This is a genomic window from Xanthomonas hortorum, assembly GCF_024339125.1.
In the GTDB taxonomy this organism is placed as follows: Bacteria; Pseudomonadota; Gammaproteobacteria; order Xanthomonadales; family Xanthomonadaceae; genus Xanthomonas; species Xanthomonas hortorum.
On the sequence record NZ_CP101417.1, the window covers coordinates 5,210,587 to 5,228,708 of the forward strand.

The following is an 18,122-nucleotide window of genomic DNA, read 5'->3' on the forward strand; positions in this document are numbered from 1 at the left end:
TCACTGCGGGCAATCCAAGAACAACGCGTGACGGCCAGTACCGTGGCGCAGGAGTGAATCGATGTCGTTGTCCGTATTTCCATGCCGCCTGGCCGTTGCGCTGAGTCTGGGTCTGGGCCTGCCGCTGATTGGCGCGCCGGCATTTGCCGCAAAATCAACCAATGAAGCGCCGGAACAACGCGCCGCCGCGTTGGTGGCGCAAATGAGCCGAGAGGAAAAAGTCGCGCAGGCGATGAACGATGCACCGGCGATTCCACGCCTGGGCATCCCCGCCTACGAATGGTGGAGCGAGGGCCTGCACGGCATTGCGCGTAATGGCTACGCCACGGTGTTTCCGCAGGCGATCGGCCTGGCCGCCAGCTGGAATACGCAGCTGATGCAACAGGTAGGCACGGTGGTCTCCACCGAGGCGCGCGCCAAGTTCAATCAGGCCGGCGGCCCGGGCAAGGACCACAAGCGTTATGCGGGCCTGACCATCTGGTCGCCCAACATCAACATCTTCCGCGACCCGCGTTGGGGCCGCGGCATGGAAACCTATGGCGAGGATCCCTTCCTCACCGGGCAGCTCGCAGTCGGCTTCATTCGCGGGCTGCAGGGCGACAATCTCGATCACCCGCGCACCATCGCTACGCCCAAGCACATCGCCGTGCACAGCGGGCCGGAACCGGGCCGGCACAGCTTTGATGTGGATGTGTCGCCGCGCGATGTGGAAGCGACCTATACACCCGCCTTCCGCGCTGCATTGATCGACGGCCAGGCCGGCTCGGTGATGTGTGCGTACAACTCGCTGCACGGCACACCGGCCTGCGCGGCCGATTGGTTGCTCAACGGCCGCGTGCGTGGCGATTGGGGCTTCAAGGGCTTTGTGGTGTCCGACTGCGATGCGGTGGACGACATGACCCAGTTCCATTACTTCCGCCCCGACAACGCCGGCTCGTCGGCTGCATCGCTCAAGGCAGGTCACGATCTCAATTGCGGGCATGCCTATCGCGAACTCGGCACGGCGATCGAACGCGGCGAAGTGGACGAAGCCTTGCTCGACCAATCGCTGGTGCGCCTGTTTGCCGCGCGCTATCGCCTGGGCGAACTGGAAGCGCCGCGCAAGGATCCGTATGCAAAGCTCGGCGCCAAGGACATCGACAACGCCACCAACCGTGCGCTGGCGCTGAAAGCGGCCGCCGAATCGATCGTGTTGCTCAAGAACGACGCCAACACCCTGCCGTTGAAAGCCGGCGCGCGGCTGGCGGTGATCGGCCCGAATGCCGATGCGTTGGCGGCATTGGAAGCAAATTATCAAGGCACCTCGTCCACGCCGGTCACCCCGTTGCTCGGCCTGCGCCAGCGCTTCGGCGTGCAGCAGGTGATTTACGCACAAGGTGCACCGCTGGCGGCGGGCGTGCCCGGCATGATTCCGGAAACCGCGCTGCGCAGCGATGGCAAGCCGGGATTGCGTGGCGAGTATTTCGACAATGTGGACATGGAAGGTGCGGCGCGCGTAGTGCGACAGGACCGCGCCATCAGCTTCAACTGGGACCAGGTTAGCCCGGCCAAGGGCGTGCCGGCCGATCGTTACGCAGTGCGCTGGAGCGGCGAGTTGCTGCCGCCAAGCGCTGGCGATTACACGCTGGCGGTAAGGGTGGCGCGCTGTTTCGACTGCGCCGGCCACGATCCGGTGCGCCTGTACATCGACGACAAGCTGGTGGTCGCAGGCAATGCCGAAGATAAGCACGTGCCGACCGGCATGCATAACGCCGATGGGCGCAGCGTGGAAACCGTGCTGCATTTCGACGACACCCGCCCGCGCAAGATCCGGCTGGAAATGGAACACCGCGGCCAGGATCAAGGTGTGCGCCTGGAGTGGCTGGCACCGGCCGCCGCGCAGTTGGCCGAAGCCGAACAGGCGGTGGCGCAGGCCGATGCGGTGGTGGCCTTCGTCGGTCTGTCGCCGGATGTGGAAGGCGAAGAACTGCGTATCGACGTGCCCGGCTTCGACGGCGGCGACCGTAATGACATCGCCCTGCCCGCCCCGCAGCAAGCGCTGCTCGAGCGCGCCAAGGCCTCCGGCAAGCCGCTGGTGGTGGTGTTGATGAGCGGCAGTGCGGTGGCCTTGAACTGGGCCAAGACACATGCCGACGCAATCGTGGCGGCGTGGTACCCGGGGCAGTCCGGCGGCACCGCCATTGCGCGCATGCTGGCCGGCGACGACAACCCCGGCGGGCGCTTGCCGGTGACGTTCTATCGCTCCACCAAGGACCTGCCGCCGTACGTCAGCTACGACATGAAGGGCCGCACCTACCGCTACTTCAAGGGCGAGCCGCTGTTTCCGTTCGGCTACGGCTTGAGCTACACCAGCTTTGCCTACGCAGCGCCTAAGTTGTCCAGCACAACGCTGCAAGCCGGCAGCACCATGCAGGTGACCACCACAGTGCGCAACACCGGCACGCGCGCCGGCGATGAAGTGGCGCAGGTGTATCTGCAGTATCCGGATCGGCCGCAATCTCCCTTGCGCAGTCTGGTCGGATTCCAGCGTGTGCATCTAAAACCAGGTGAGCAGCGCACGCTCACCTTCACCCTGGATGCGCGCGCCCTGAGCGATGTGGATCGCACGGGACAGCGTGCGGTGGAAGCCGGCGATTACACGCTGTTTGTCGGTGGTGGCCAGCCGGGCACCGGCGCGGTTGGTGAAGCGGCGTCGTTTTCGATTTCGGGGCGTTCGCCCTTGCCAAAGTAAAGAGTTCGACTGCAGGACATCAACAGGCGTCGGCTGTCATGGCCGGCGCCTGTTGCGTTATGCATCTGTGTTGCAGTGCATCGCAAGATGCAGCCATCGCGCCTGCGCACCATCCAATTGGTGATCTATCCGCAGGCAATACGATGATCTTCGCACACACTTCACACCTGCTTGACAGACGCGAAAACGAGGTCTATCACTGACCGCAGTCGGCAACACGCGCCATCGGCGATGCGCTCGACTCACCTTGATGGCAACAGCGTTTCCACGCAGCACCTGCACTGGGAGATGGTTGGATGCAGCATCGTCGTATCGACCAGCGCTTGCGTGTTGCAGCTCTTGCAGTGCATCGCACTCACGCATGCCACGCTGCCGTCACGCTTGTGCAGCCGTCATGACCAAGCATTACAAATTGAGCGCGATGCGCTCGCGCTCCAAGTGCATCGCCGGGTACTCCCCGCCTCGCCACTGACGCCTGCATAGCTGTCCAAGCTGGCAGACGCTCCGGCGCAATCCCGTTCGGTAACTCGCACACGCGTTGATCGCGTGCTGTGCCATGCCGTGCGCGCACATCGCCGTGCAGACCGTCTGCCCAAGAGCAAGGCATCGGAGGGCGTTGCCATCGGCAACGTTGCCCAGCATCTGGCGAGGTGGCACGTGGAAAAGCGCGAGCGTACGAACGGCAAGCAATGGATCGTGGCAATCCTGACCGTGACCGGCATGGCCTCGGCCGCAGCCGCAATGGCCGGCACCGTGGAGGGAGACCTGAAAGAAAGCAGCAGCGGCAAACCCGCAGCCAATGCGAAGGTGCGCATCGCCGGTACCGCCTACAGCGCGGTCGCCGATGCGCGCGGGCACTTCGTCATCCGCGATGTGCCTGCCGGGCAGTACGCACTGAATCTGGACTACCCCGGCTTCAGCGCCGCCGAAACCAGCGTGCAAGTCGGCGACAGCGGCACCGCATCGGTGGCCATCGCGTTAGAGGAGGTCAAACAACTGAAAGCGGTCAGCGTGGTGAGCAATCGCTACGACGCCAGCGACCTGAAGATCAACGCTGCCAACACGGTGGACGTGCTGTCGGCCAACGACCTGCAACGCACCGCCGTGCACAACGTGGCCGAAGCGCTGGGCCTGATCGCCGGCATCAACATCACCAGCACCGGCTCGGGCTATTTCGGCGGCATCGATGGCGCCGCGCGCGGCGAAGGCATGTTCGCCTCGGTGCGCGGGCTGCCGTCCGAATACAACGTCAACATGATCGACGGCGTCACCGTGGCGCAAGGCATGCCGTACAGCCGCAGCGTGCAGCTCAGCCTGTTGCCGCCAAGCGGCCTGCAGACCATCGTCGCCAACAAGACCTCCACTGCCGACATGGATGGCGATGCGATCGGCGGCACACTGGATTTCCGCACGCCCACCGCCTACGACTACAAGGACACCACCAGCGGCAGCATCACCGGCAGCGGCCGGGTGGAAAGCCGTGCGCGCGATTACGGCGGCGATGGTCTTGGTGGCGGCTTCGGTGGCGAGTTCCAGCACAAGTTCGGCGATGCGCAACAGTTTGGCGTGTATGCCAGCGCGTATTACGACTACCGCACCACCACCAACAGCGAAGTGGCCGCCGCCACCAGCGCGCTCAACGACGGCTCGTGGGAATACTTGAACACCGATGCCGATGGCCGCAACGCCGCCGGTTTCGATCCGCAACACAACCTCACCAGTACCGGAATGAACGTGGGCATCGCTGCCGGTTGGGAGCGCCGCTACGGCGGCAATGCCTCGTTCGACTGGCATGTGGACGATAGCCTGTCGCTGTACGCGCGCATGACCTACGCCTATGCCAAGACCGAGCAAGGCACCACCTTCGTGCAGCTGCTGCCGCAGGATGTGAGCTACGTGCCAACCGGCACACCGGGTGTGTTTACACCGAACATCGGCCGCATCGCTTCGCGCTTCTGGTACGAGACCAACCCGGAAATCGCCGACCTGGCGACCTTCCAGATCGGCGCGAAAAAGACCGCGGGCGGCTGGACCTTCATGCCCAACCTGTTCTACAGCTTCGGCAACAACGACCGCCCCGACCATGTCGAAATCGACGGGCGCGAAGATAAATTCACCCAGGATAACTACGCCTATTCCGGCAACACGTTTGTGCGCTACGGCGGCGGTGCATTCCCGTATCCACAGCTCACGCCTGCACTGCTGGCGCAGGTCAACAACATCCCGGCGTTGTTTGCCAGCAGCTATGGCGAGCAGACCAAGATCTACTCCGGCCAGAAGAAAGGCGGCGCGCGTTTCGATACCCGCTACGACTTCGAAGATGGTGCGCTGCGGTCAGTGCAGTTCGGGGTGAAGTACAGCAAGAGCAGCCGCCGCTACACCAATCGCGACTGGTATACCGGTGGCGTGGACGGCACCACCACGCTGGGCGATCTGGGCATCTTCACCGGCACCTATGCCTCGATCTTTCCCGGCAAATACGACTGGAATACCCCGCGCGTGAGCGAAGCCGCAGTGGCCGGCGTGATCGCCCAACACCTCACCGACGAAGATCTTGATACCTGCGGTAGCACGTTCTACGTCAACAACTACAACTGCAACACCATGCGCGGCACCGAGGCGGTCAGCGCCGCCTATGCCACTGCCACCTTCACCATGGGCAACCTGGATATCGTGCCCGGCGTGCGCTTCGAGCACACCGCCATCGACAACACCTTTTGGGTGAGTCCGGTGGATGCGGACGGCAACGAGATCGTGGGCTACTTCGATCACAACAGCACTTCCTACAACGAACCGCTTCCCAGCGTGTTCCTGACCTGGCGGCCGGATCTGCGCACCGCATATCGCGCATCGCTGTGGACCAGCTACACCCGCCCGGCCTTCGTGCAACTGGGTGGCGGCAGCCAGATCGATATTTCCAACGGCGTCACCACGATCACGCAAGGCAACCCCGATCTGAAGCCGATCGAATCCACCAACCTGGATCTGTCCGGAGAATGGTCCACCGAACGCGGCGGGTTCTTTTCGCTGGCCGGTTTCTACAAGCAACTGCGCAACTACATCTACGACGCCGGCTCGGCCCAGGCCAATGGCAACACCAGCGGCAGCGGCACGGTGCTGTACCACATGCCCACCAATGGCGGCGACGGCAAGATCTACGGAGTGGAACTCAGCGCGCGGCAGAAGTTTCAGGATCTGCCCGCGCCGTTCGACGGCCTGGGCGTGAGCGCCAACGCCACCCGCCAGCATGCGCGCGCCGACCTGGGGCTGGACGGCTTCGACAACGAGCACATGCAATCGGCGCCGTCGGCGATGGCCAACCTGGAGCTGTTCTACGAACACAACGGGTTCTCGTTGAACCTGAGCTACCACTTCAGCAGTTCGTACCTGCTGGGCTACGACTTTCTGCACGAAGGCGCGCCGTGGAACGACCTGTGGGCGCGCCCGACCCGGCGCGTGGATCTGCACACCGGCTACCGCTTCGACAACGGCGTGAGCATGGATCTGTCGATCTCCAACCTGACCAAGGAATACAGCTACTGGGCGCATGTGGGTCGCAACAATCTGGCGATCTCCGACATCGTCGATGCCGGCAGTACTGCGTTGTTCACGGTCAAGTACGCGTTCTAACGCCGCCGCACTACGCGCCGCCTTTCACTGCCACTCGCTGCGCAGTGCGACGACTCCTTCCATTTCCCTGGAGAAGCGATGAAACGCAGAAGCCTGTGTACATTCGGCCTGCTCGCACCGTTCGGTCTGGCGGCCGCGCCGGCGGTGCTGTCGTCGCTGCATGCACCGCTGCCGGATGGCCGCCCGCATACGTTTGGATTCGAGCGTGGCCAGTTCGTGCTGGATCAGCAACCGTGGCAATTGCGCAGCGGCGAGATGCATCCGCTGCGCATCGCCCGTGCGGATTGGCTGCAGCGCATCTGCATGGCCAAGGCGATGGGCTTGAACACCATCGCGCTGTATCTGATGTGGAATGCGTACGAACGCGAGCCGGGGCAGTTCGATTTCGACACCGGCGAACGCGATTTCGTTGCCTTCATCCGGCTGTGCCAACAGGAAGGGCTGTGGGTGTATCTGCGCCCCGGCCCGTACGTGTGCGCCGAGTGGACGCTGGGCGGGCTGCCGCCGTATCTGTTGCGCGAGCCGGGCATGCGCCTGCGCGACGGTAACGATGCCCGCTACATGGCAGCAGTGCAGCGCTATATCGCCGCCGTGGCGCCGCGTATCGCACCGCTGATGGCCAGCGCCGGCGGGCCGGTGCTGATGCTGCAGATCGAAAACGAATACAGCATGCAGGGCAGCGATGTGGGCTATCTGCAGGCATTGGCCGCGCTGTGGCGCCAGCACGGTATCGATGGTCCGTTCTCATTGGCCGAAGGCATGAAGGATCTGCGCCGGCGCAAGGCCTATCTGCCCGACGCCGCGCTGGGACTGGATGGCGCCGATCTGGCTGAACTGCAGGAAGCAAAACAGATCGCAAGCGATGCACCGGTGTGGGTGGCCGAAGGTTATCCCGGTTGGCTGACACACTGGGGCGAAGACGCGTTTGCGCAGCGCGATTACGCGCCGATGCTGCAACAGCTGATGGCCGCCGGTTACTCGTTCAATCTCTACGTGGTGCACGGCGGCAGCAATTTCGGCTTGAGCGCCGGTGCCAATGCCGAAGACGACGGCTCTCACTTCCAGCCCGCACTTACCAGCTACGACTACAGCGCACCGATCGACGAAGGCGGCCGCGCCACGCCTGCGTACATGGCGCTGCGCAAGATCATCGCCCAGCACACCAGCACTGCGCTGCCAGCGATCCCGGACGCACCACCGCGCGCGCGCTTTGCATCGGTCCTTGCACGCCCGGTCGCCACGCTTTGGGACAACCTGAGCACCGGGCCTGTACACACCGAGCGGCCCACCGATAACCAGACCCTGCTCAAGCAGAACCTGGGGCTGGTGGTGTACCGGCGCCGCATCGTGGCCGGCACGCAGCTGGATCTTGGCAAGGTGCACGACTACGCGGCGGTGCACCTCGACGATGACGAGATCGGGCACGTCTCGCGCGTGCGGCACGCGCGTCTCAACAGCGCGCCGCAGCTAGCATTACCGAGCACCACATCCGGCGAGCGCACACTGGACGTGCTGATCGACAGCTTCGGCCATATCAATTTCGGCCCGTCCCTGGGCGATGCGAAGGGCCTGCTCGGCCCGGTGCAGCTGGATGGCAAGGAACTGCGCGATTGGCAGGTCTATGGCGTGCCGCTGGATAGCGACAACGCGCCCACGCTAAGTGCGCTGCAAGGGCCATCCACACGGCCCGGCCTGTTCTTTGCAGCCAACATCGCGCTGGAAACAGTCGGCGACATATACCTCGACATGAGCCTGTGGCGCAAAGGCTATCTGTGGATCAACGGACGGCTGCTGGGGCGTTACTGGGAGATCGGCCCGCAGCAGTGTCTGTTCTGCCCGGGCGCGTGGCTGAAGAAAGGCAACAACGCAGTGCTGGTGCTGGATCTGCATCGGCTGGAACCCACCGCAATTCACAGCGCAGAAGGACTTACCTCCACGCGCAACGCGAACACCATATCGGCAGTCACGCACGCAGAGCACTGCGCATGCTGACCGCACCCACCTTGCTGCCATCGACCACGCAGGCCTCGGCACCGCCGCGCACGCTCGGTTTCTGGAGCGCGCTGTCGGCCAACCTGCTCAACATGATCGGCATCGGGCCGTTCATCACCATTCCGCTGGCGCTGTCGGCGCTGGCCGGGCCGGCGGTGCTGGTCGGTTGGGTCGCAGGCGCACTGTTGTGTCTATGCGACGGGTTGGTGTGGGCCGAGTTGGGCGCGGCGATTCCGCGCTCGGGCGGGCCGTACCACTATCTGCGCGAGGCTTACGGCCGCGAACGTTGGGGGCGCTTGTTCGGCTTTCTGTATCTGTGGCAAACCCTGCTGACCGCACCGCTGTCAGTGGGTTCTGCCGCAGTGGGCTGCGTGCAATACCTGGCGTTCCTGATGCCGGGGCTGGGCCATACCCAGCTCACCGCGATCGCGATGGCGCTGTGCGCGTTCAATACCTTGCTGCTCTATCGCAAGGTGCGCTCGGTGCAGGTGCTGTCGCTGCTGGTCAGTGCGGTGGTGATCGGCGCCTGCGTGTGGATCATTCTCAGCGGCGTGCTGCATTTCGATTTCGGCATTGCATCGGCGTTCTTGCACGCGCGCCCCGCGTCGCCGCATGGCTTCTGGCTGGGCTTTGGTGCGGTGGCGTTGATCGCGGTCTACGACTACGGCGGCTACAACAACGTGTGCATGCTGGGTGGGGAAATCCGCAAGCCGCGGCGCACGATTCCACGCGCGGTGCTGATCTCGATCCCGATCGTGGCGCTGCTGTACCTGGGCCTCAACATCACCTTGCTCGGTGTACTGCCGTGGCAGCAGGCGGCGCAATCCAAAGCGGTAATGGCCGACTTCATGCAGGCCATCTACGGGCCCATCGGCAGCACCGTGGCGGTGGCGCTGATCGTCGTCGCCAGTTGGGGCTCGGCGCTGGTGGTGCAGTTGGGGTATTCGCGGGTGCCGTATGCAGCCGCGGCGGCCGGGCAGTTCTTCGGCGTGTTTGCACGGCTGCATCCGCGCGGCGGGTTTCCCACCGTGTCGCTGCTGTTCGTCGGTGCGACCTCGGCGCTGGCCTGTCTGCTGTCACTGGACGATCTGATCGCCACTTTGATGATCATCCAGATCCTGTTCCAGTTTCTGGCGCAATGCCTGGCGGTGGTGCTGTTGCGACGCAAGCGACGTCGGCGGGCATTCGCAATGCCGCTGTATCCGTGGCCGCTGCTGATCAGCGTGTTCGGCTGGCTGTATCTGCTGGCGACCAGCCCGGGGCGACGCCTGCTCGCCGCCGTGGTGGCGCTGTGCGTGGGCAGCGCCTTGTATCTGATCCAGGCACGGAGGCAGCGCGCATGGCCGTTCCAGCTGCAATGAGCGCCGCGCAACTCGTGGTGGTCGGCGAGGTCTATCTGGACCATATCTTCAGCGGCTTCGAACGCTGGCCGGCACCAGGCGAAGAAGCGCTTGCACGCCATTACAAGCGAGAACTGGGCGGCGGCACCCTCATCACCGCCTGCGCGTTGGCGCAGCTGGGTTGCAACGTGCGCGTGATCGGCGCGATCGGTGCGCAGGACCGCGGGTTGTTCGAACAGCGTTTGGGCGAGTTCGGTGTCTCGGCCGATGGCTTGATCGACTCGACTGCCGGCACTGGCGTGACCACCAGCGTGTCGCTGCAGGAGGACCGCTCGTTCTTCACCTATATCGGCGCCAACGCCGAGTTGGGCGCGCTGCTACTGCGCGAGGACTGCATCGCCGCGATGTCGGCGGCCGCGCATGTGCACTTTGCGATGCCGTTGCCGGCTGCATCGGCAGCCACGTTGTTGCCGCTACTTGCCCGCGCCGGCTGTACCACCTCGCTCGACGTCGGCTTCAGCCCGGCATGGCTCACCGATCCGGCCAACCACGCAACTTGCCGCGCGGTGACCTGGTTCCTGCCCAACCAGAAAGAAGCCGCGCTAATGGGCTGCGGCGACGGCGCCGATGCCTGCCTGGCCTGGGCACGTGCGCTGGGCCTGGGCCAGACGGTGATCAAGCTCGGCGCCGCCGGCGCAATGGTCGTCGATGACGCAGGCGCGCGCCCGATCGCCGCACCCTCCGTGCAGGTACGCGACACCACCGGTGCAGGCGATGCCTTCGATGCCGGCTTCATCGCCGCGTACACGCACGGCCAGCCGCTGGATGCCTGCGGGCAACAAGGCTGCCTTAGCGGCGCGGCGTGCTGCAGCGCGCTCGGCGCGCTAGACGGTCTGTTTCAACTCTTCCCCCCCACACACGAGGACGTTCCATGAGCAGTTCTGTCGACAATCGCAAACTGACCCTGATCGGCGGCGGCGGCGTACGCACGCCGTTGGTGGTGTACGGCGTCAACGAAGCCGCCGAAGCGCTGGGCGCGCGCGAGATCGTGCTGTACGACCCCGACCAGGAGCGCCTGGCGCTGATGGTGGCGATGGGCCGCGCCATCGTCGCCGAGTCCGGGGGCGCGTTGCAGGTGCACGCCGCGCCATCGCTGGAAGCGGCGATCGAAGGCGCGCACTTCGTGCTCAACAGTATCCGCGTCGGTGGCATCGCCCAGCGCGCCTCCGACGAGAAAACCATCATCGGCCACGGCTATTCCGGCCAGGAAACCACCGGCCCCGGCGGCGTGGCCAAGGCCTTGCGCACGGTGCCGGTGGCGATCGAACAGGCGCGCATGATCGAGCGCCTGAGCCCGGACGCCTGGCTGGTCAGCTTCACCAACCCGGCCGGGCTGATCACCCAGGCCATCAGCGCCCACACCCGCGCACGCGTGGTCGGCATCTGCGACACGCCGGTGGAGCTGTTCCACAACATCGCGCGCGCGCTCGGCGAGCCGGCCGAAGATGTGGAATGCGAGTACGTCGGCCTCAACCACCTGGGCTGGATCCGCGCGGTGCGCCTGCGCGGCGTGGACATCATCGACCGCGTGCTGGCCGACGACGCCATCCTGCGTCAGCTGTACCTGGCGCCGTTGTTCGACTTCGACATGCTGCGTGCGCTGCGGCTGATCCCCACCGAGTACCTGTATTTCTTCTACGAACGCCGCCGCGCCCTGGACAACCAGCGTGCCAGCGGGGCCAGCCGCGGTGGCGAGATCGAGCGGCTCAACCGCAGCCTGATCGGCGACCTGCGCAGCCGCCTGGAGGCCGGCGACACCACCGGCGCGGTGCAGACCTATGCGGCCTACCTGGCGCAGCGCTCCGGCTCGTACATGAAGCTGGAGGCCGAGGCCGGCTCGGCCTTCGCCCCGGACCTGGCGCCGCAGCCGGACCCGTTCCGCGCCAGCACCGGCTATCACCGCATCGCCGTAGACGTGATGAGCGCGCTGACCGGCGCCCGGCCCAGCCGGCACGTGGTCAACGTGCGCAACCAGGGCGCAATGGCCGAGCTGGCCGACGACGACATCGTGGAAATCGCCGCCGACATCGACCGCGACCGCATCGTGCCGATCCCGGCCGCACCGCTGCCCAGCGCCGTGCAAGGGCTGGTGCGCTCGTTCAAGGCCTACGAACACGCCGCGATCGAGGCAGCGCTCAGCGGCAGCCACCTGGACGCCTGCAAGGCGATGCTGATCCACCCGGCGATCGGCGAGTGGAGCCCGTCGCGGCGCATGCTGGAGGAGCTGTTCGGGCATGAGCACGACGATGGCCACTGCGCGGGGCCGGCGCATTGGCGTGCGCATGCGGCTGGTTGATGGGGAGCCGTGTCTGCTGTTGGCCGCAACCCAACGCGTACGGCGCCGAATTGTGCGAACGCACTATGCACATTCGGCGGACACGTTGTATGGTCGTCGGGAATTGGTCCTGCATAGGTCTCATCGTCGGTCCGGCGCGCCACGCCGCTGATGCGGAGGTGCCGCTGTGCAGACCGCTTGCAGAATCCAAGGAGCCTCCAGGTCATGCACACCCGCCGCGACATCCTTCAGTTGCTGGGCGCCAGCGCAGGCGCCGGCCTGCTGGCCGGTGCACTGCCCGCCCTCGCCGCCGGTACCTCCACGGCCGCCGGCAACTTCGTCAGCAAGCGCCCGCCCAAGGCGCAGCGCCGCTTCGTCAGCAAGGCGGTCGAGCAACAGATCGTGCAGATCAAGGCGCGCATCGCCGACCCGGAACTGGCCTGGCTGTTCGAGAACTGCTACCCCAACACACTCGACACTACGGTGGAAACCGGCACCCGCAACGGCAAGCCGGACACCTTCGTCATCACCGGCGACATCCACGCGATGTGGCTGCGCGACTCCTCCGCACAGGTGCACCCGTATGTGCCGCTGGCCAGGCGCGACCCCGCCTTACGGCGCATGTTCCATGGCCTGATCCAGCGCCAGGCCGCGTGCATCCGGCTCGACCCGTATGCGAATGCCTTCCTGCCCGATGGCCAGACCCAGCGCCTGAAGTGGTCGCTCAACGACATCACCGAGATGAAGCCCGGCGTGGGCGAGCGCAAGTGGGAAATCGATTCGCTGTGCTACCCGATCCGCATCGCGCACGAATACTGGCGCGCCACCGGCGATGCCGCCCCGTTCGACGACGACTGGCGCGCGGCGATGCACGTGGTGGTCAAGACCTTCCGCGAGCAGCAGCGCAAAGAGAATCGCGGCCCGTACGTGTTCCAGCGGCCCTCGCCGCTGGCGACCGAAACCCTGGTGCTGGAAGGCTACGGCCAGCCGACCAGACCCAACGGCATGATCCACTCGATGTTCCGCCCCTCCGACGATGCCTGCGTGTATCCGCTGTTCGTGCCGGCCAACCTGTTCGCGGTGGCCTCGCTGCGTCAGCTGGCGACGATGAGCACGGCCTTGCACCGCGATACCGAGTTTGCCGCCGACTGCACCGCACTGGCCGATGAAGTGGAAGCGGCGACACGCAAGTTTGGTCAGCAACGCGACGCCGATGGGCAGGCGTACTGGGCATTCGAAGTGGACGGTTACGGCAACCAGCTGTTCATCGACGACGCCAACGCCCCCGGCCTGCTCAGCCTGGCCTACCTGGGCTGCTGCGACCGCGCCGACCCGGTGTTCCTGCGCACCCGCCAGCTGGCCTGGAGCGAACGCAACCCGTATTTCTCGCGCGGCACGGCGGCCGAAGGCGTCGGCAGCCCGCACAGCGGCATGGGCACGATCTGGCCGATGTCGATCATCCAGTACGCGCTGGTCAGCGACGACGACGCACAACTGCGCCAATGCCTGCAGTGGCTCAAAACCACCCATGCCGGCACCGGCTTCATGCACGAAGCCTTCGACAAGGACAACCCGAGCACCTTCACCCGCGACTGGTTCGCCTGGGCCAACACCTTGTTCGGCGAACTGATCATCGACCTGCACCAACGCAAACCCCAGCTGCTGCGCAGCGCCTGAGTTTGCGAAGGGCCCGACCGCCCTTCCAACGCGGAACTGCAGAGCGCTTGATCTTCCCTTCTCCCGCCGGGAGAAGGTGCCCGAAGGGCGGATGAGGGTACGGCGCACCCACCTCGTGACATCAGAGACCACACCACATGGCAACACGACGCGGTTTTCTCCAAGGCGCCATCGCAGCGGCACTGTTCGGTAGTGGCGCCCTGGCAACAGGCCTCGCCCGCGCACGCGCCGGCAACTACGCACTGCCGGCCGATGCGCGCACCCGCGCCGACCTCACCCGTCACGTCGATGTCTTCATCGGCACCGGCGGCCATGGCCACACCTTTCCCGGCGCGACGCTGCCGTTCGGCATGGTGCAACTGAGCCCGGACACCTACAACGCCGTGTGGGATTCGTGCTCTGGCTACCACGAATCCGACGGCTCGATCATGGGCTTCTCGCACACGCATCTGTCCGGCACCGGCATCGGCGACATGCTGGATTTCCTGCTGGTGCCCGCCACCGGCGAGGTGAAGCTGGTGCCCGGCGCGCTCGACGCACCGGACAGCGGCTACCGCTCGCGCTACGACCATGCCGATGAAGCCGCATCCCCCGGTTACTACCGCGTGCGGCTCAAGGACAGCGGCGTGCATGCCGAACTCACCGCCACCGCGCGCGCCGGCCTGCATCGCTATCACTTCCCCAAGGGCAAGCCGGCGCACGTGCTGCTGGACCTGTGCCATGGCATGCAGGACAAACCCGGCATCCCCACCCGCATCACCGACGCACAGCTGCGCGTGGTGGACGAACGCACCCTCACCGGTGGCCGGCGCGTCTATCAATGGGCACAGGGCCGCTACATCTATTTCGCCATGCGCCTGTCACGGCCGTTCAAACAGGTGCAGCTGTACAACGAAGACCAGCCGCTGGCCGCAGGCACGCGCAGCGCCGATGGCACGCATCTCAAGGCCGCCTTGCATTACCCGGATGCAGCCGACGCACCGCTGCTGATCAAGGTCGGCATCTCGGCGGTGAGCGCCGACAATGCGCTGGCCAACCTGGACGCCGAACTGCCCGACTTCGACTTCGCCCGCGTGCACGCGCAAGCCGTAGCCGCCTGGGAAAAGGAACTCGCACGCGTCCGTATCGACAGCGACGACGACGCGCAACGCCGCATCTTCTACACCAGCCTGTATCACAGTCTGCTCGCGCCTACGCTCTTCAGCGACGTGGATGGCCGTTACCGCGGCATGGATCTTAAGATCCACACCGCGCCCAAGGGCTATCACAACTACAGCACCTACTCGCTGTGGGACACCTACCGCGCCGCGCATCCGCTGCTCACCCTGGTGCAGCCCGAGCGCGTGCCGGACCTGGTGCAATGCCTGGTGCGCGGCGCCAACGAATGCCCGGACGGCGTGGGCATCTGGCCGCTGCAAGGCGTGGAAACCGGCTGCATGATCGGCTACCACTCGGCGGTGGTGCTGGCCGAAGCGCATGCCAAGGGCTTCACCGGCATCGACTACAAAGCCGCCTGGCCGGCGTACCGCAAGCGCGCGATGGACGACACCACCCACGGCCTGGCGTACTACCGCAAGCTCGGTTACATCCCCGCCGACAAGGTGGACGAAGCGGTCAGCCGCACGCTGGAATACGCCTACGACGACTGGGCCTGTGCGCATCTGGCGCAGGCCGCCGGTGCCACCGACGATGCACGCGCACTGCGCGAGCGCTCGCGCAATTACCGCAACGTGTTCAATCGCGACAGTGGCTTCGTACAAGCGCGCCTGGAAGACGGCAGCTGGGCCACACCGTTCGACCCCCGTGGCATGGGCCACCTCACACAATGGCGCGATTTCACCGAATCCAATGCCTGGCAGGCCACCTTCCTCAACCAGCACGATCTGTACGGCTACATGGACCTGTACGGCGGCCGCGGCGGCTTCGTCGCCAAGCTGGACGAACTGTTTTCCACCAGCTCCGAACTGCCTGCCGATGCACCGCCGGATATCGATGGCCTGGTCGGCCAGTACGCGCACGGCAACGAACCCAGCCATCACGTGGCCTATCTGTTCGCCTACGCCGGCCAGCCATACAAGACCCAGGCGATGGTGCGCCGGCTGCTGCGCGAGCAGTACCACGACGCGCGCAATGGCCTGTCCGGCAATGAAGACTGCGGGCAGATGAGCGCCTGGTTCGTGCTCAGTGCGCTGGGGTTGTATGCGGTGGATCCGGTCAGCGGCAACTACATCCTCGGCAGCCCGCTGTTCAAGCGCGCAGAACTGGATGTCGGCAACGGCCGCACCTTGCGCATCGTGGCCAACAACAGCAGCGCGCAAAACGTGTACGTGCAATCGCTGACCTGGAACGGCAAACCGATCAACCGCAGCTGGATGCGCCATGCCGATCTGGCTGCTGGCGGCACGCTGGAATTCAGCATGGGTGCCAAACCAAACCTGGCCTTCGGTGCGAACAAGCAGGATCTGCCGCCGTCGTTTAATTGATGCTTGTTCTTACGCGTCATTCGTCATTCGTCACTCGTTTCCGCCGAGAACTTCCCATGTTGCGCACCACCCTTGCACCGCTCGTTCTGGCCCTCGCGTTCGCACTTCCCGTCACCGCGATTGCCGCTACTACCGACACCTGGCCCAGCTTCGGCACCCAAGGCACGCAGTTCGTGCGCGACGGCAAGCCGTATCAGATTCTCTCCGGCGCCATCCATTTCCAGCGCATTCCGCGCGAATACTGGAAGGACCGCCTGCAGAAGGCACGCGCACTCGGCCTGAACACGGTGGAGACCTACGTGTTCTGGAATCTGGTCGAACCGCAACAAGGCCAGTTCGATTTTGCCGGCAACAACGATGTGGCCGCATTCGTGCGCGAAGCCGCCGCGCAGGGCCTCAACGTGATCCTGCGCCCCGGCCCCTATACCTGCGCCGAGTGGGAAGCCGGCGGCTACCCCGCGTGGTTGTTCGGCAAGGACAACATCCGTGTGCGTAGCCGCGACCCGCGCTTTCTTGCGGCCAGCCAGGCCTATCTGGATGCCGTGTCCAAACAGGTACATCCGCTGCTCAACCACAACGGTGGGCCGATCATCGCCGTGCAGGTCGAGAACGAATACGGCTCCTACGACGACGACCATGCCTACATGGCCGACAACCGCGCCATGTACGTCAAGGCCGGCTTCGACGACGCCTTACTGTTTACTTCCGACGGCGCCGACATGCTCGCCAACGGCACCTTGCCGGATACCTTGGCGGTGGTGAATTTCGCGCCGGGCGAAGCCAAGAGCGCCTTCGAAAAACTGATCAAGTTCCGTCCCGACCAACCGCGCATGGTCGGCGAATACTGGGCCGGCTGGTTCGATCACTGGGGCAAGCCGCACGCCAGCACCGATGCCAAGCAACAGACCGAAGAACTGGAGTGGATCCTGCGCCAGGGCCACTCGGCCAATCTCTACATGTTCATCGGCGGCACCAGTTTCGGCTTCATGAATGGTGCCAATTTCCAGGGCAATCCCAGCGACCATTACGCACCGCAGACCACCAGCTACGACTACGACGCCATCCTCGACGAGGCCGGTCGCCCCACGCCCAAGTTCGCATTGATGCGCGACGCCATCACTCGCGTTACCGGCGTGCAAACGCCCGCGCTGCCGGCGCCGATCGCCATCGCCGCACTGCCGGAAACGCAACTGCGCGAATCGGCCTCGCTGTGGGACAACCTGCCCGCGCCGATCGCCATCGACACCCCGCAGCCGATGGAACATTTCGGCCAGGATTACGGCTACATCCTCTACCGCACCACCGTCACCGGCCCGCGCAAGGGCGCGCTGTACCTGGGCGAGGTGCGCGACGTAGCACGCGTGTATATGGACAAGAAGCCGGTCGGCAGCGTCGAACGTCGGCTGCAGCAGGTCTCCACCAACGTGGATATTCCGGCCGGCGAACACACGCTCGATGTGCTGGTGGAAAACAGCGGCCGCATCAACTATGGCCCACGCATGGCCGACGGCCGCGCCGGCCTGGTCGACCCGGTGCTGCTGGACAACCGGCAACTCACCGGCTGGCAGGCCTTCCCGCTGCCGATGCGCTCGCCCGACAGCCTGCGCGGCTGGACCCGCAATCACGTCGACGGCCCGGCCTTCCATCGCGGCACCCTGCGCATCGGCACACCCACCGATACCTATCTGGACATGCGCGCCTTCGGCAAGGGCGTGACCTGGGCCAACGGCGTCAACCTCGGCCGCCACTGGACCATCGGCCCGCAACGTGCGCTGTATTTCCCGGCGCCGTTCCAGCGCAAGGGCGACAACGCCGTGGTGGTGTTCGATCTGGACAGCACCGCCAAGCCCAGCGTGCGCGGGCTGCAGCAGCAGGTGTGGATTACGCCGAAGGAATAAGAGCAGCTCTCCATACTACTTTGCGGCCGTGAGGCG

At 65.2% G+C, this 18,122-nt stretch carries 9 protein-coding genes; all 9 read left to right on the forward strand.

Annotated elements, in window-relative coordinates:
• Nucleotides 1-61: 61 nt before the first annotated feature.
• The 9 genes from NMB96_RS22425 (at nucleotide 62) to NMB96_RS22465 (ending at nucleotide 18,086) form a co-directional block, all read left to right on the forward strand.
• Entirely contained in the window at nucleotides 62-2,731 is a 2,670-nt protein-coding gene (locus NMB96_RS22425) for a glycoside hydrolase family 3 C-terminal domain-containing protein (RefSeq protein WP_255085758.1), read from the forward strand.
• Nucleotides 2,732-3,472: 741 nt separating this feature from the next.
• Nucleotides 3,473-6,361, forward strand: a complete 2,889-nt coding sequence (locus tag NMB96_RS22430) for a TonB-dependent receptor (RefSeq protein ID WP_255087009.1) — start codon at nucleotides 3,473-3,475, stop codon at nucleotides 6,359-6,361.
• A gap of 78 nt (nucleotides 6,362-6,439) precedes the next feature.
• Nucleotides 6,440-8,353 (forward strand): beta-galactosidase, encoded by a 1,914-nt coding sequence (locus tag NMB96_RS22435; RefSeq protein WP_255085761.1) that lies wholly within the window; start codon nucleotides 6,440-6,442, stop codon nucleotides 8,351-8,353.
• The gene (locus tag NMB96_RS22440; RefSeq protein ID WP_255085762.1) at nucleotides 8,347-9,714 is read left to right on the forward strand and encodes an APC family permease; all 1,368 of its coding nucleotides are present in this window, start codon (nucleotides 8,347-8,349) and stop codon (nucleotides 9,712-9,714) included. The genes NMB96_RS22435 and NMB96_RS22440 overlap by 7 nt, the downstream gene beginning before the upstream one ends.
• A complete protein-coding gene (locus tag NMB96_RS22445; protein WP_043889359.1) occupies nucleotides 9,711-10,628 on the forward strand; it encodes a carbohydrate kinase family protein in 918 nt (305 codons plus the stop codon). The genes NMB96_RS22440 and NMB96_RS22445 overlap by 4 nt, the downstream gene beginning before the upstream one ends.
• The gene (locus tag NMB96_RS22450) at nucleotides 10,625-12,049 is read left to right on the forward strand and encodes a 6-phospho-beta-glucosidase (RefSeq protein ID WP_023904760.1); all 1,425 of its coding nucleotides are present in this window, start codon (nucleotides 10,625-10,627) and stop codon (nucleotides 12,047-12,049) included. Before NMB96_RS22445 ends, NMB96_RS22450 begins: the two co-directional genes overlap by 4 nt.
• Nucleotides 12,050-12,253: 204 nt before the next feature.
• A complete protein-coding gene (locus NMB96_RS22455; protein ID WP_023904761.1) occupies nucleotides 12,254-13,705 on the forward strand; it encodes a glycoside hydrolase family 125 protein in 1,452 nt (483 codons plus the stop codon).
• Between the two features lie 137 nt (nucleotides 13,706-13,842).
• Complete coding sequence (locus NMB96_RS22460) at nucleotides 13,843-16,188, forward strand: GH92 family glycosyl hydrolase (protein WP_255085764.1); 2,346 nt, start codon at nucleotides 13,843-13,845, stop codon at nucleotides 16,186-16,188.
• A gap of 56 nt (nucleotides 16,189-16,244) precedes the next feature.
• The gene (locus NMB96_RS22465; protein WP_255085765.1) at nucleotides 16,245-18,086 is read left to right on the forward strand and encodes a glycoside hydrolase family 35 protein; all 1,842 of its coding nucleotides are present in this window, start codon (nucleotides 16,245-16,247) and stop codon (nucleotides 18,084-18,086) included.
• Nucleotides 18,087-18,122: the final 36 nt, after the last annotated feature.

Bases quoted from the DNA above. Each gene is read 5' to 3' on its own strand.
- NMB96_RS22425 (WP_255085758.1), top strand. From the start codon at position 62: ATGTCGTTGTCCGTATTTCCATGCCGCCTGGCCGTTGCGCTGAGTCTG.
- NMB96_RS22430 (WP_255087009.1), top strand. From the start codon at position 3,473: ATGGCCGGCACCGTGGAGGGAGACCTGAAAGAAAGCAGCAGCGGCAAA.
- NMB96_RS22435 (WP_255085761.1), top strand. From the start codon at position 6,440: ATGAAACGCAGAAGCCTGTGTACATTCGGCCTGCTCGCACCGTTCGGT.
- NMB96_RS22440 (WP_255085762.1), top strand. From the start codon at position 8,347: ATGCTGACCGCACCCACCTTGCTGCCATCGACCACGCAGGCCTCGGCA.
- NMB96_RS22445 (WP_043889359.1), top strand. From the start codon at position 9,711: ATGAGCGCCGCGCAACTCGTGGTGGTCGGCGAGGTCTATCTGGACCAT.
- NMB96_RS22450 (WP_023904760.1), top strand. From the start codon at position 10,625: ATGAGCAGTTCTGTCGACAATCGCAAACTGACCCTGATCGGCGGCGGC.
- NMB96_RS22455 (WP_023904761.1), top strand. From the start codon at position 12,254: ATGCACACCCGCCGCGACATCCTTCAGTTGCTGGGCGCCAGCGCAGGC.
- NMB96_RS22460 (WP_255085764.1), top strand. From the start codon at position 13,843: ATGGCAACACGACGCGGTTTTCTCCAAGGCGCCATCGCAGCGGCACTG.
- NMB96_RS22465 (WP_255085765.1), top strand. From the start codon at position 16,245: ATGTTGCGCACCACCCTTGCACCGCTCGTTCTGGCCCTCGCGTTCGCA.